The 13,725-nt window shown below is 64.7% G+C and carries 12 protein-coding genes; 6 read left to right on the top strand and 6 right to left on the bottom strand.

Annotated elements, in window-relative coordinates; genetic code table 11:
* The first annotated feature begins 79 nt into the window (after window positions 1-79).
* From ABIB24_RS09100 to ABIB24_RS09115, 4 genes are all read left to right on the top strand, one after another.
* The gene (locus tag ABIB24_RS09100; RefSeq protein ID WP_274078704.1) at window positions 80-1,876 is read left to right on the top strand and encodes a glycoside hydrolase family 15 protein; all 1,797 of its coding nucleotides are present in this window, start codon (window positions 80-82) and stop codon (window positions 1,874-1,876) included.
* A 116-nt stretch (window positions 1,877-1,992) separates the two neighbouring features.
* Window positions 1,993-2,271 (top strand): type II toxin-antitoxin system RelE/ParE family toxin, encoded by a 279-nt coding sequence (locus tag ABIB24_RS09105; protein WP_025339799.1) that lies wholly within the window; start codon window positions 1,993-1,995, stop codon window positions 2,269-2,271.
* A gap of 15 nt (window positions 2,272-2,286) precedes the next feature.
* Window positions 2,287-2,574, top strand: coding sequence for a HigA family addiction module antitoxin (locus tag ABIB24_RS09110; RefSeq protein WP_025339798.1), 288 nt, complete (start codon window positions 2,287-2,289; stop codon window positions 2,572-2,574).
* 157 nt (window positions 2,575-2,731) lie between these two features.
* On the top strand, window positions 2,732-3,352 hold the full coding sequence (locus ABIB24_RS09115) for a TetR/AcrR family transcriptional regulator (protein WP_025339797.1): 621 nt from the start codon (window positions 2,732-2,734) through the stop codon (window positions 3,350-3,352).
* Between the two features lie 178 nt (window positions 3,353-3,530).
* Here the strand turns inward: ABIB24_RS09115 and preA are convergent, their stop codons facing one another.
* From preA to hydA, 3 genes are all read right to left on the bottom strand, one after another.
* A complete protein-coding gene (preA, locus tag ABIB24_RS09120; RefSeq protein WP_025339796.1) occupies window positions 3,531-4,805 on the bottom strand; it encodes an NAD-dependent dihydropyrimidine dehydrogenase subunit PreA in 1,275 nt (424 codons plus the stop codon).
* Window positions 4,806-6,173, bottom strand: coding sequence for an NAD(P)-dependent oxidoreductase (locus tag ABIB24_RS09125; protein WP_274078705.1), 1,368 nt, complete (start codon window positions 6,171-6,173; stop codon window positions 4,806-4,808).
* Between the two features lie 164 nt (window positions 6,174-6,337).
* Window positions 6,338-7,777 (bottom strand): dihydropyrimidinase, encoded by a 1,440-nt coding sequence (gene hydA / locus ABIB24_RS09130; RefSeq protein WP_137164375.1) that lies wholly within the window; start codon window positions 7,775-7,777, stop codon window positions 6,338-6,340.
* Window positions 7,778-8,119: 342 nt separating this feature from the next.
* On the opposite strand from hydA, the gene ABIB24_RS09135 reads away from it, so the two are divergent.
* Complete coding sequence (locus ABIB24_RS09135) at window positions 8,120-9,610, top strand: NCS1 family nucleobase:cation symporter-1 (RefSeq protein ID WP_137164374.1); 1,491 nt, start codon at window positions 8,120-8,122, stop codon at window positions 9,608-9,610.
* Window positions 9,611-9,747: 137 nt separating this feature from the next.
* Window positions 9,748-11,031: a Zn-dependent hydrolase gene (locus ABIB24_RS09140; RefSeq protein ID WP_354316347.1), complete on the top strand. Its 1,284-nt coding sequence runs from the start codon at window positions 9,748-9,750 to the stop codon at window positions 11,029-11,031.
* A gap of 276 nt (window positions 11,032-11,307) precedes the next feature.
* Here ABIB24_RS09140 and ABIB24_RS09145 read toward each other — a convergent pair whose 3' ends face one another.
* The 3 genes from ABIB24_RS09145 to ABIB24_RS09155 all read right to left on the bottom strand — a co-directional run bounded on the left by ABIB24_RS09145 (window position 11,308) and on the right by ABIB24_RS09155 (window position 13,685).
* Window positions 11,308-12,267: a ribonuclease Z gene (locus ABIB24_RS09145; RefSeq protein WP_137164372.1), complete on the bottom strand. Its 960-nt coding sequence runs from the start codon at window positions 12,265-12,267 to the stop codon at window positions 11,308-11,310.
* 177 nt (window positions 12,268-12,444) lie between these two features.
* On the bottom strand, window positions 12,445-12,990 hold the full coding sequence (locus tag ABIB24_RS09150) for a lipocalin family protein (RefSeq protein ID WP_085590553.1): 546 nt from the start codon (window positions 12,988-12,990) through the stop codon (window positions 12,445-12,447).
* An 80-nt stretch (window positions 12,991-13,070) separates the two neighbouring features.
* Window positions 13,071-13,685 (bottom strand): dihydrofolate reductase family protein, encoded by a 615-nt coding sequence (locus ABIB24_RS09155; protein WP_274078707.1) that lies wholly within the window; start codon window positions 13,683-13,685, stop codon window positions 13,071-13,073.
* Between the last annotated feature and the right edge of the window lie 40 nt (window positions 13,686-13,725).

Below are 13,725 nucleotides of genomic sequence, written 5' to 3' on the forward strand. Positions count from 1 at the left end.
TTCACGGGCTGTGGTGCACCTGTGGGAGCGGGCATGCCCGCGAAGAGGCCGTCACAGGCAACCACACAAAGGAGCCCCAATGCCTGCCCACATCGAAGACTATGCCCTGCTGGGCAACTGCCGCAGCGCCGCCCTGGTCAGCCGCGATGGCTCGCTCGACTGGCTGTGCCTGCCACGCTTCGACGCCCCCGCGGTATTCGCCGCACTGCTGGGCAACGAGGAAAACGGCCGCTGGCGCCTGGCCCCCTGCGACCCGGTCGAACACAGCAGCCGCCAATACCTGGACGACACCCTGGTGCTGGAAACCACCTGGGTCACCGCCACCGGCCGCGCCCGTGTGCTCGACTTCATGCCGCTGGGCGAGGCCAACGCGCTGGTGCGCATCGTCGAGGGCCTCGCTGGCGAAACCAACTTCGAAATGGACCTGGTCATGCGCTTCGACTACGGCCGCAGCGTGCCCTGGGTGGAACGGCTCGACCCGCTGACCCTCAGCGCCGTCGCCGGCCCCGACCGGCTGATCCTGTGCAGCACCGTCCCCCCGCATGCCCGTGACCAGCACACCGTCGCGCGCTTTCGCGTTGGCGCGGGCGAACGTCAGGTGTTCAGCCTGCGCCACCAGCCCTCGCACCTGCCAGTGCAGCCCGGTTGTGATAGCGACGAAGCGCTGGCGCAGACCATCGACCAATGGCAGGCCTTCGCCGCCCGCTGCCCACAGGTGGGCCCATACTCCGCCCTGGTGCGCCGCTCGCTGCTGACCCTCAAGGCCATGACCTACGCGCCCACCGGCGGCATCGTAGCCGCCGTCACCACCTCACTGCCCGAGCGCATCGGCCACGAGCGCAACTGGGACTACCGCTTCTGTTGGCTGCGCGACGCGACCATGACCCTGCTGGCCTTCATGAACCTCGGCTACTTCGACGAAGCCCAGGCCTGGCGCGAGTGGCTGTTGCGCTCGGTGGCCGGCAACCCCGAGCAGATGCAGATCATGTACGGCCTGGCCGGTGAGCGCGACCTGCAGGAATACACCTTACCGTGGCTGGCCGGTTACGAACACTCGCAACCGGTGCGGGTGGGCAATGCAGCGTCAGCGCAGATGCAGCTGGACATCTACGGCGAACTTGCCGATGCCATGACCCAGGCAATCAAGGGCGGCTTGCCCCGCCACCCGCGCAGCGCCGCCATCGCCCGCTCGATCCTGCCTTACGTAGAGCGCATCTGGCGCCAGCCGGACGAGGGCATCTGGGAAGTGCGCGGCGGTCGGCAGCAGTTCGTGCACTCCAAGGTCATGGCCTGGGTGGCCTTCGACCGTGCCGCGGGGCTGGCCGACACCACCGAGGAAGGCCGCGAGCGCGGGCGGCATTACCGCCAGGTGGCTGACGAGATTCGTCGTGAAGTGTGCGCGCAGGGCCTGGACCCCAGCGGCCGCTTTTTCGTCCAGGCCTATGGCTCGACCGAGATGGATGCCAGTTTGTTGCACATCGCCCTGACCGGCTTCCTGCCGGCGGATGACCCACGCTTCTTGCGCACGCTCGAACAGGTCGAGCAGCGCCTGCTGAAAAACGGCCTGCTGCTGCGCTATGACAGTGACCGCTGCAGCGACGGCCTGACACCCGGGGAGGGCACCTTCCTGGTGTGTTCGTTCTGGCTGGCCGATGTGTATGTATTGCTGGGCCGCCAGGCACAAGCGCAGGCACTGTACGAACGCCTGACCAGCCTGTGCAACGACCTTGGCCTGCTGGCCGAACAGTACGACCCGGCGGGCCAGCGCATGCTCGGCAACTTCCCCCAGGCGTTCAGCCATATCGGCATCATCAACACCGCACTGAACCTGCACCGCGCACAGTGCCCGGTGCGTGATCGGGCGAGTTGTGGATAGAGTCGCATCCTTCGGTAATTAATGTGTGACGCATTGCGTCACACATGATACTTTGCTTCGTGTGATGCATGGGGTCACACTTGGCTCGTCTCCCAAATGGACACGGCGAGCTACCCATGATCATCAGTTTTCGACACAAGGGACTGCGAATTTTTCATGAAACGGGCAACACCCGAGGGATCCAGGTCTCTCACGCAAAGCGCTTGAAGCGGCAACTCCAGTTTCTTGATTGCGCCATGTCTGCGCAAGATTTGAGCGTTCCAGGCTGGCAGTTGCATCCGCTCAAAGGGGAGTTATCGGACTTCTGGTCAGTCAGTGTCTCTGGTAACTGGCGGCTGATCTTTCGCTTCGTGGGTTCGGATGTCGAACTGGTCGATTACCTTGATTACCACTGAATAGGAGAGCTGAGCATGCCTTTGCACAATCCGCCACATCCAGGCGAAACCTTGCGTGAAGATGTTCTGCCCGCGTTAGGTCTGACGGTGAAAGCCTTCGCATCGCATCTTGGGTTCTCTCGAGAAGCGCTTTCGCGGGTATTGCATGGTCGCGCGGCGATGTCTCCAGACTTGGCAATACGCCTGGAGATGGCTGGAATCAGCACCGCCCGGTTGTGGTTGGCCATTCAGGCTGATTACGATATCTGGCAGGCGCGTCACCGACAGCAACCTGTGATTACCCGGTTGTTTCAGGCCGCCTGATGTAAAAGTGTGAAACGACCGGGGTAGACTAGGGCAAACCCCTTCGGCACGGAGCACACATGGGCATTCGCGGTACTGATCGGCAGATCGACAACATCGAGTTCAATTTCATCTACCCAGACGGTTATGAGCTTGCGGTGTGGACGGCCCAAGCCTGATGGCCAACCACAAGATCGAAATCCGCCGGCGCAATATCGAGAAGATCCTGCAGGCGGCGGAAAAGGTGTTCGCCGAGAAGGGCTACGGCGCCACCTCGATGGGTGATATCGCCGAGCACGCCGAGTTGCCGCGTTCCAACCTGCATTATTACTTCAGCACCAAGGACGACCTGTTCCGCGCGGTGCTGCAGGACCTGCTGGATGTGTGGAAGCAGGACGCGCTGTGCTTCGAGAACTTCGACGACCCGCGCGTGGTGCTGACCAGTTACATCCGGGCGAAGATGGGCCACTCGCGCTCGCGACCGCTGGGCTCGAAGATCTGGGCCGAAGAGATGCTGCATGGGGCGCCGGTGCTGGGAGTGAACCTGGATGAAAGCCTGGTGCCCTGGGCCAAGCTGAAGGAAGCCAAGATCCGCCGCTGGGTGGAGGAGGGGCGCATCCTGCCGGTGGAACCGTCGGCGCTTTTGTACATGATCTGGGCCTCGACCCAGCACTATGCCGACTTTGGTTACCAGGTGACGTTGCTCAATGGCGGGGAGGCGTTGTCGGACATGGCCTTTGAAAATGCCGTGCAGACGGTGACCAGCGTGATCTTGCGGGGGATCGGGCTGGAGCCTTGAACCGAGAGCCAGGCTGACGCGGCTTTTGTAGGAGCGGCCTTGTGTCGCGATCGGGCCGCAAGGCGGCCCCCGGTTTTCTGCATCAAAGCGCAAATTGCCGGGGCCGCTTTGCGGCCCGATCGCGACACAAGGCCGCTCCTACACGAACCGCACCAGATGGGCCGGGCAGCAATCTGCCTCAACTGGCCTCGCGGTAGGGATTACGCGGGTCCTGCGTCCAGTTCAGGTACGGCTTGCCGGTATCCTGAGCCACCATCTCGATGCAGTTCTCCACCGGGCAGGTGATCTGGCACAGGTTGCAGCCCACGCATTCCTCCTCGATCACGCTGTAGGCATGCGTGCCATCTGCCTTCAGCGTACTGGCAATCGCCTGGTGCGAAGTATCCTCGCAGGCAATGTGGCAGCGCCCGCAGCCAATGCATGCTTGCTGGTCGATGTGCGCCACCGACTTGTAGTTCATGTCCAGGTACTTCCAGTCGGTGGTATGCCCCACCGCCTGGCCGCGGAACGCCTCGATGTTGCGGTGCCCGTGCTGGTCCATCCAGCGCGCCAGGCCGTCCTTCATGTCCTCGACGATGCGGAAGCCGTGCAGCATCGCTGCCGTGCACACTTGCACGGCGCCACTGCCCAGGGCCATGAACTCGGCTGCGTCACGCCAGCTGCCGATGCCGCCAATGCCGCAGATCGGCAAGCCGCGCGTTTGCGGGTCGCGGGCGATTTCCGCCACCATGTTCAGGGCAATCGGCTTTACCGCCGAACCGCAGTAGCCGCCATGGGTGCTCTGGTCGCCGACGATGGGGTGGGCGACCATGCGGTCGAGGTCGACGCTGGTGATCGAGTTGATGGTATTGATCAGCGACACTGCATCGGCCCCACCACGGTGCGCGGCGCGCGCCGACTGGCGGATGTCGGTGATGTTCGGCGTGAGTTTGACGATCACCGGCAGCGAGCAGTACGTCTTGCACCAGCGGGTGACCATTTCAACGTACTCCGGCACCTGGCCGACCGCAGCACCCATGCCGCGCTCCGGCATGCCGTGCGGGCAGCCGAAGTTCAGTTCGATGCCATCGGCCCCGGTGGCTTCCACCAGCGGCAGGATGAACTTCCACGAGTCTTCCACGCACGGCACCATCAGCGACACGATCAGCGCGCGGTCGGGCCAGTCCTTCTTCACCTGGGTGATTTCGCGCAGGTTGATGTCCAGCGAGCGGTCGGTGATCAGCTCGATGTTGTTGATGCCCTGCACCTGGCGGTTGGGGCCGTAATGCGCCGAGTAGCGCGACGACACGTTGACTGCCGCCGGGTCTTCGCCCAGGGTTTTCCACACTACGCCACCCCAGCCGGCCTCGAAGGCGCGGACCACGTTGTAGGCCTTGTCGGTTGGCGGTGCGGAGGCCAGCCAGAAGGGGTTGGGTGCCTTGATGCCGGCAAATTCGATGGACAGGTCGGCCATTTACGCAGCCTCCACGTTGAGCATGAGTTGGGCATGGATGGCTTCGGCGGCCAGCTTGCCGTGTTGCACCGCCTGGACGGTAAGGTCCTGGCCCAGGGCGGTGCAGTCGCCGCCGGCATATACGCCCGGCAGGCTGGTTTGCATCCTTTCGTCGACGCGGATGCGCTCGCCGTCGCGAGCCAGTTGTGCGGCCACCGGGTCGCCGAGGCTGGCGTCGTCGAAGCGTTGGCCGATGGCCTTGAAGATGGCGTCGGCGGCCAGCTCGAAGGTTTCGCCGGTGTCGCGCAGGCGGCCGTCTGCCAGCTCGGTGCGGGCAAAGCGCATGCCGCGCACCTTGCCGCTGTCGTCCAGCAGCACGGCATCGGGGCGGGCCCAGGTGTGTAGGCGTACCTGGTTGGCCTTGGCGATGTCCTGCTCGTGGCCGGTGGCACCCATGTCGGCATGGCCACGGCGGTACACCAGGTTGACATCGCGGGCACCCAGGCGGCTCATCTGCACGGCCATGTCGATGGCGGTGTTGCCGGCGCCGATCACCAGGCAGCGGTCGGCCAGGGGCAGCTGGCTCAGGTCGTCGGCCTGGCGCAGTTCGCGGATGTATGCGGTGGCGGCGAGCAGGCCGGGGGCTTCTTCATCCGGCAGGCCGAGCTGGCGCACGGCATTCAGGCCCAGGCCGAGGAACACTGCGTCGTACTGATCGCGCAGTTCGCCCAGGCCGAGGTTGCTGCCCAGGCGCTGGCCATGGCGGATCTCGATGCCGCCTATGCCGAGCAGGAATTCCACTTCACGCTGGGCGTAGTCGTCCACCAGCTTGTAGCGGGCGATGCCGTACTCGTTGAGGCCACCGGCCTTGTCGCTGGCCTCGAACACCACCACATCATGCCCGTGCATGGCCAGGCGGTGGGCGCACGACAGCCCGGCGGGGCCAGCACCAATTACGGCGATGCGCTTGCCAGTGGCCGGCGAGCGCTGGAACGGGTGCTCGGTGAACTGGGCGTTGTCCAGGGCATAGCGCTGCAGCTGGCCGATCAGCACCGGTGCGCATTCCTGCGCGTTGTTGCGCACGCAGGCTTGCTGGCAAAGGATTTCGGTCGGGCAGACGCGTGCGCAACTGCCGCCGAGGATGTTGGCCGAGAGGATGCGCTCGGCGGCGCCTTGCAGGTTTTCGTCGCTGATGCGGTGGATGAACGACGGGATGTCGATGTCGCTGGGGCAAGCGTTGACGCAGGGGGCGTCATAGCAATACAGGCAGCGTGCGCTTTCGACGGCAGCCTGGCGGGCGGTGAGGGGTGGGGCCAGGTCGCTGAAGCGCTCGGCCAGCTGGTCGGCGCCGGCCTGGGGGCGCGGCAAGTGGTTCAGGGCGTCGATCACGGTTGTAGCCTCTCTATTTTTATGGATGCAGGCGACAAGCATTGCGGTGGTTTCTGGGGCCGCTGCGCGCCCCATCGCGACACAAGGCCGCTCCTACAAGGAACCGCGCACTCCTGTAGGAGCGGCCTTGTGTCGCGATGGGCTGCGCAGCAGCCCCAATGGCTTCAGCGCTGGACGGGCGTCGGCCGCTGCACTTCGGCCCTGCGCCCCAGCACCTCGTACACCGACGGATACGCCGGCCGTTCCACATACCGGCCCGCGCCTTTTTCCGCACGCAGGTCGCCATCGGCCCAGAGCACCTTGCCCTGGCTGATGGTATGGCTGGGGATGCCGCGCACGGTACGGCCTTCGAAGATGTTGAAGTCCACCTTCTGGTGGTGGGTCCTGGCCGAGATGGTGCGCGTACCTTGCGGGTCCCACAGCACCAGGTCGGCGTCGGCGCCAACACGAATGGCACCTTTGCGCGGGAACAGGTTGAAGATTTTCGCGGTGTTGGTGGAGGTCAGCGCGACGAACTCATGCATCGACAGGCGCCCGCTGTTCACCCCGGCATCCCACAGCACCGCCATGCGGTCCTCGATGCCGGCAGTGCCGTTGGGGATACGGCTGAAGTCGTCGCGGCCCATGGCTTTCTGCTCGGCGCAGAAGCAGCAATGGTCGGTGGCGGTGGTGTGCAGGTTGCCCGACTGCAGCCCGCGCCACAGCGCCTCCTGATGTTCGCGCGGACGGAACGGTGGGCTCATCACGTAGCCTGCGGCGGTGGCCCAGTCCGGGTCACGGTAGACGCTGTCATCCAGCAGCAGATGGCCTGGCAGCACTTCGCCGTACACCGGCTGGCCCTTGCCCCTGGCATAGGCGATTTCGTCCAGCGCTTCGCGGCTGGAAACATGCACCAGGTACAGTGGCGTGCCCAGGGTCTCGGCAATGCGGATGGCGCGGCTGGCCGCCTCGCCCTCGACCTGGGAGGGGCGTGACAGTGGGTGGGCTTCCGGCCCGGTCAGGCCCTGGGCCAGCAGTTTTTTCTGCAGGTGGTACACCAGTTCGCCGTTCTCGGCATGCACGGTGGGCACCGCACCCAGTTGCAGGCAGCGCTCGAAGCTGGCCACCAGGGTGTCGTCGGCGGCCATGATCGCATTCTTGTAGGCCATGAAGTGCTTGAAGCTGTTCACCCCATGTTTGGCCACCAGTTCGCCCATTTCTTCGGCCACCTGCTCGCTCCACCAGGTGATGGCGACATGGAAGCCGTAATCGCTGGCGCTTTTCTGCGCCCAGCCGCGCCAGGTGTGGAAGGCCTCCAGCAACGACTGCTGCGGGTTGGGGATGACGAAGTCGATGATCGAGGTGGTGCCACCGGCCAGGCCCGCGGCGGTGCCGCTGAAGAAGTCTTCGCTGGCCACGGTGCCCATGAACGGCAGCTGCATGTGGGTATGCGGGTCGATGCCGCCGGGCATCAGGTACTGGCCGCTGCCGTCGAGGATCTCGCAGTCGGTGGGCGGTTCGAGGTTTTGCCCGATGGCGCGGATCAGGCCATCGGCACACAGGACATCGGCGGGGTAACTCTCTTCGTGAGTGACCACGGTGGCGCCACGGATCAACAGGGACATGCCGTTTTCCTCGCAGGCTGACCGGTCTGGGCCGGTTCTTGGAATTGTCTGGGTGCAGGGCGGGCAGGGCGGTTAATCCTGTCAGACCTGACAAGATTGGAGGCTAGATGCAGATACGGCATTCAGCAAGAAAATTTTCCCATTAATTTTGTGGTTTTTAACTCATTGAAATTAAGGAAATTATTTGATTTGCGGTGCTGACTACGGGGCTTTTTGAAACTTTGACTGACTTGACAAGATGGAAATCTGGTCGAGATTTTCAAGCACATAAAGCGTGTGTACTCCGGCCATCGCATCAACCCGATGGGCAAACAACTACAAGAACATCTGGAGAAGGCCCCCATGCAGCAGAGCAGATCGGAAGTGGTCGAGCAGGATGGCCTGTTCGAGCTGTCCGAGGGCAGCGATGTCCTCGACAGCCCGCGCTACAACCACGACATCGCCCCGACCAAGGTGCACCAGCGCACCTGGAACAAATGGCATATCACCGCCCTGTGGGTAGGCATGTCCATCTGCGTGCCCACCTACACCCTCGGCGGCGTGCTCACCGCCTACTTCGGCCTCAGCGTGGGCGAGGCCTTGCTGGCGATTTTGCTGGCCAACCTGATCGTGCTGATCCCGCTCACCCTCAACGCCTTCCCTGGCACCAAGTACGGCATTCCGTTCCCGGTGCTGCTGCGTTCGTCGTTCGGCATCCTCGGCTCCAACGTGCCATGCCTGATCCGGGCAGTGGTCGCCTGTGGCTGGTTCGGCATCCAGACCATGTTCGGCGGCCTGGCCATCCATCTGTTCCTCGGCTCGGTGTTCGACGGCTGGAAAGCTTTGGGCGGCACCGGCGAGGTGATCGGCTTCATGATCTTCTGGTGCCTGAACCTGTGGGTGGTGCTGCGCGGCGCCGAGTCGATCAAGTGGCTCGAAACGCTTTCGGCACCGCTGCTGGTGGCGGTCGGCGTCGGCCTGCTGTTCTGGGCCTTGCCGCACATGTCGATGACCGAACTGCTGGCCCAGCCGCCCAAGCGCCCGGAAGGGGCGAACATGCTCGGCTACTTCTGTGCCGGGCTTACCGCCATGGTCGGTTTCTGGGCCACGCTGTCGCTGAACATCCCCGACTTCAGCCGCTACGCCCGCAGCCAGAGGGACCAGATTCTCGGGCAGATCTTCGGCTTGCCGCTGACCATGTTCCTGTTCGCCGCGCTGGGCGTTGTGCTCACCGCTGCTTCGGCATCGCTGGTTGGCGAGACCGTGTCCGACCCGGTCAGCCTGATCGGCAAGATCCACAGCCCGTTCTGGGTGGCCCTGGCCATGGCGTTGATCGTGATCGCCACGCTGTCGACCAACACCGCAGCGAACATCGTGTCGCCGACCAACGATTTCCAGAACATCGCCCCACGCCTGATCGGGCGCAGCCGCGCGGTGTGGCTGACCGGCTTCATCGGCCTGGCGCTGATGGGCCATGAGCTGCTGAAGAAGCTGGGCTGGATCGTCTCCGACCTGAGCCTGGAGAGCGTGTACTCCAACTGGCTGCTGGGCTATTCCAGCCTGCTGGGGCCGATCGCCGGGATCATGGTGGTGGACTACTTCCTGATCCGTCGGCAGAAGCTGGACCTGGCCGGGTTGTACCGCGACGACGTGTACCCGGCGTGGAACTGGGCCGGTTTTGCCGCCTTTGCGTTGCCGGTCGCGCTGACCGTGATGGCCATTGGCAACAGCAGTTTCAGCTGGTTCTACGACTACGGCTGGTTCACCGGTTCGCTGCTGGGCGGGGCGCTGTATTACCTCTTCGCCGGCGTGGTCGCGCGCAGCCCGGCGCGGGTGGCCAAGCCCTTGCCGTGAGACCGCGCTGGCTTCTTCGCGGGTAAACCCGCTCCCACAGGTACAGCGCAGGTCCTGAGGCCAACGCTGTACCTGTGGGAGCGGGTTTACCCGCGAAGAGGCCGGCACAGACAACAAAAATGCCTGAGGAAAATCCCATGACCCCAGCCCAACAAGTACTGCAATCCACCCAGCACCACATCGACAGCACCCGCCTGTGGCAGTCCCTGATGGACCTGGCCCGCCTCGGTGCCACCGCCAAGGGCGGCGTGTGCCGCCTGGCCCTGACCGACCTCGACCGCCAGGCCCGCGACCTGTTCGTGCAGTGGTGCGAGGGCGCCGGTTGCACGGTCAGCATCGACGCCGTCGGCAACATCTTCGCCCGTCGCCCGGGGCGTAACCCCAAGCTGCCCCCGGTGATGACCGGCAGCCATATCGACACCCAGCCCACCGGTGGCAAGTTCGACGGCTGCTTCGGGGTGATGGCTGGGCTGGAGGTGCTCCGCACCCTCAACGACCTGGGCATCGAAACCGAAGCACCGCTGGAAGTGGTGGTGTGGACCAACGAGGAAGGTTCGCGCTTTGCGCCGTGCATGATGGGTTCCGGGGTGTTCGCCAGCAAGTTCACCCTGGAGGAAACCCTGGCCAAGCGCGACGCCCAGAGTGTCAGCGTTGGCGAGGCGTTGAACGCCATCGGCTACGCCGGCCCGCGCGCCGTATCAGGCCACCCGGTGGGGGCCTATTTCGAAGCGCATATCGAGCAGGGCCCGATCCTCGAAGATCAGGCCAAGACCATCGGCGTGGTGCTGGGCGCGCTAGGTCAGAAGTGGTTCGATCTGACCCTGCGCGGTGTCGAGGCCCATGCCGGCCCTACGCCCATGCACCTGCGCAAGGACGCCCTGGTCGGCGCGGCGGCGGTGGTGGAGGCAGTCAACCGCACCGCCCTCGGCCACCAGCCCCATGCCTGTGGCACGGTGGGTTGCCTGCAGGCCTACCCGGGCTCGCGCAACGTGATCCCGGGCGAAGTGCGCATGACCCTGGATTTCCGTCATCTGGAGGGTGAGCAGCTGAATGCCATGATTGCCGATGTGCGCGCGGTGATCGAGGCGACCTGTGCCAGGCATGGCCTGAGCCACGAACTGGTACCCACGGCCGATTTCCCGGCCTTGTACTTTGACCAAGGGTGTGTCGATGCCGTGCGCGAATCGGCGCAGGCGCTGGGCCTGCCGCACATGGACATCGTCAGCGGCGCGGGGCACGACGCGATCTTCCTGGCCGAACTGGGGCCGGCGGGGATGATTTTCGTGCCGTGCGAGAACGGTATCAGCCATAACGAGATCGAGAACGCCACGCCCGAGGACCTTGCTGCGGGCTGCGCGGTGTTGCTGCGCGCGATGCTGGCAGCGTCGGAGGCGATTGCCAGTGGGCGGTTGGCGGCCTAGCGCCGTTACCGTCAGCAGGTTGCGCTGCCTACCTTGGCCTCATCGCCGGCAAGCCGGCTTGCGGCTGATACGGTCGAGGTGGGAGCGGCCTTGTGTCGCGAAAGGGCCGCACAGCGGCCCCGGCAATATCAGCGTTGATCTCAAGATACTGGGGCTGCTTTGCAGCCCTTTCGCGACACAAGGCCGCTCCCACAGAGGATCGCACCAGCCTGATCAGATCTGCCCGGGGCAGACGCAGGTCGAACGTGCCGCGTGCACAATTGTGGCCATGCCAAATCATCCGGCCGGTTCGAGACAGCCATCGCGCCCGATGTGATAGCGCTGCAGGTCCTGCGCCAGGGTCAGCTGCCCGCTGTAGTGGGCGAGGGCTTCGTCGCGCACGTTGTCGATGCTCGGGCTGCGCCGTGGGTCGTTCTGGTAGCGGGCGCTGAAGTGCGTCAGCACCAGGTTGCGCACGCCCGCAGCTTCGGCAAAGCGCGCCACTGCAGCCGCGGTGCTGTGGCCGAAGGTTACCCCCGTGCGCTCTACCACCGCCTGGGTGAACGTGGCTTCGTGCACCAGCACGTCCGCGCCCTTGGCGACGTCGGCCAACAGCTCGGGGTTGTCGTTGTCGCCGCACACGATCACCCGCCGTGGCGGGCGCGAAGGGCGCAAGTATTCATTGCCGTGCAGCAGCCGACCGCCATGCTGCACCGTCAAACCCTTGGCCAGCTCACCCCACAGCGGGCCGCGGGGGATGCCGTCGGCATCCAGGCGCGGTATGTCCAGGCGCGGTTCGGGGTTGAGCTCGGTGAACACGAAGCCGACGCTCGGCACCCGGTGCGAAAGCTGCACGCTGGTCACTTGCAGGGCGTCACTGCGCCATTCCACCAGCTCTTCCACGGCCAGCAGGCGCAGTTCGAACGGCAGGAAGGTATCGCTGGCCACCAGCCCCTGGCGCACCCAGTCGTGCAGGGCGGCGGGCAGGACAAGGTCCAGCGGCTGGGTGCGCCCGCTCATGCCAGCGCTGGCCAGCAGGCCCGGCAGGCCGAAGCAATGGTCGCCGTGCACGTGGGTGATGAAGATGGCTCGCAGGTCGCGGATCGACAGCGGCGTATGCAGCAGCCGGTGCTGGGTGCCTTCGCCGCAGTCGACCAGATACCAGTGGCTGCCACTGGCTTCGATCACTGCGATGGCGCTGACGTTGCGTGCCTTGGTCGGCACGCCGGCGGAGGTGCCCAGGAACAGCAAATCCATGGTCTGGCTCCTTGTTTCAGTCCAGCAGTGACGTCAGCACCAGCGGGCGGATGGGTGTCGGACGGATACGGGGGGCAGGTAGCGGCGTGGTACTCAACGGGCTCGTTCCTTCGAGGTGGTAAGGGCGCACACCTTAGCCGGATTGCCGCATGTCGTCGATGGCCCGCCAGGTGTTGCCTACTCGGCCTGCCGCCAGATCAGCTTGCTGGTGTCATAGCCTTGCTCCCGGGCGATCGTCAGCAGTTGTTCGCGCAGCTGGTCGGTGACCGCGGGCGTGCGCGAAAGCAGCCACAGGTATTCGCGGTTCGGGTGGCCGACCAAGGCTACGCGGTAGTCCTGGTCGTGGTACAGCACCCAGTACTCGCCCTTGGTCAGGCCGGGCGCGAGGCGGCTGAACCAGTTGTCGAAGCGCACCCAGAGCTTGTCGGTGCTGCCCGGTTGCTGGGCTTCGGCGATGCCCTTGGCCTGGTTCCACTGGCCGTCCTTTTCCTGGCAGCGGTTGGTCACGTCGAGGCGGCCGTCCTCTCGCAGGCCATAGTGCGCTTCGGACTGCACGCAGTTGCGCTGGAAGAACATCGGCAACCGCGCGAGTTCGTACCAGGTGCCCTGGTAACGTTGCAGGTCGACCTGCTGGGTGCGCGGCGGCGCCGGGTGATCGTTGCCGGCACAGCCGAACAGGGCCAGGGTCATGCAGCAAAACAGCAACGTGGTGCGTAGCGCCATGGTGAACCTCCTTGATACGGACGGGGCTTACCTGTGTTTCGATGCGAGCGAGAGGCAAAAGTTGTACGGAATCGTGCCTTTCAGAACGAACCGGTCTGCACTTCGCCGGCACGCACGTAACGGGTGATGACTACGCCCTTGGGCGAAACCTGCGAGTGCTGCAGGGTGAAGGCCGCCGCTGCCGCATCGTCACCGAACAGGCGCTTGCCGTGCCCGAGCAGCAACGGGTGGATCAGCAGTTGCAGTTCATCGACCAGGCCCGCTGCCAGCAATTGCTGCACCAGATCGCTGCTGCCCTGGGTCAGCAGGTTGGCGCCGTCCTGTTGTTTCAGCGCGCGGACCGCTGCTGTGATGTCTGCGCCCAGAGCATGGCTGTTGTGCCAGTCGAGGGTTGCGGGGGTGTGGGTGGCCACGTGCTTGGGCACGCTGTTGAACAGGTTGGCGATGGAGAAGTCTTCCGAGCTGTCTTTTACCTTTGGCCAGTAGCCGGCGAAGATGTCGTAGGTGCGCCGGCCCAGCAGCAACTCGAAGGGCTGGCTGAACAGGGCCTGCATGGCCTGGCCGAAGACTTCCTCGGCGTAGGGCACGATCCAGCCGCCGTAGGTGAAGCCGCCGCTGGTGTCTTCCTGCGGGCCACCGGGGGCTTGCATGACACCGTCGAGGCTGATGAAGGCGGCTACGATGAGTTTGCGCATGGGGACTCTCCTGTTGGCAGCCGGGGTGGCTAGGGGCATG

Source organism: Pseudomonas sp. UYEF17 (assembly GCF_040546125.1).
GTDB lineage: Bacteria > Pseudomonadota > Gammaproteobacteria > Pseudomonadales > Pseudomonadaceae > Aquipseudomonas > Aquipseudomonas putida_Z.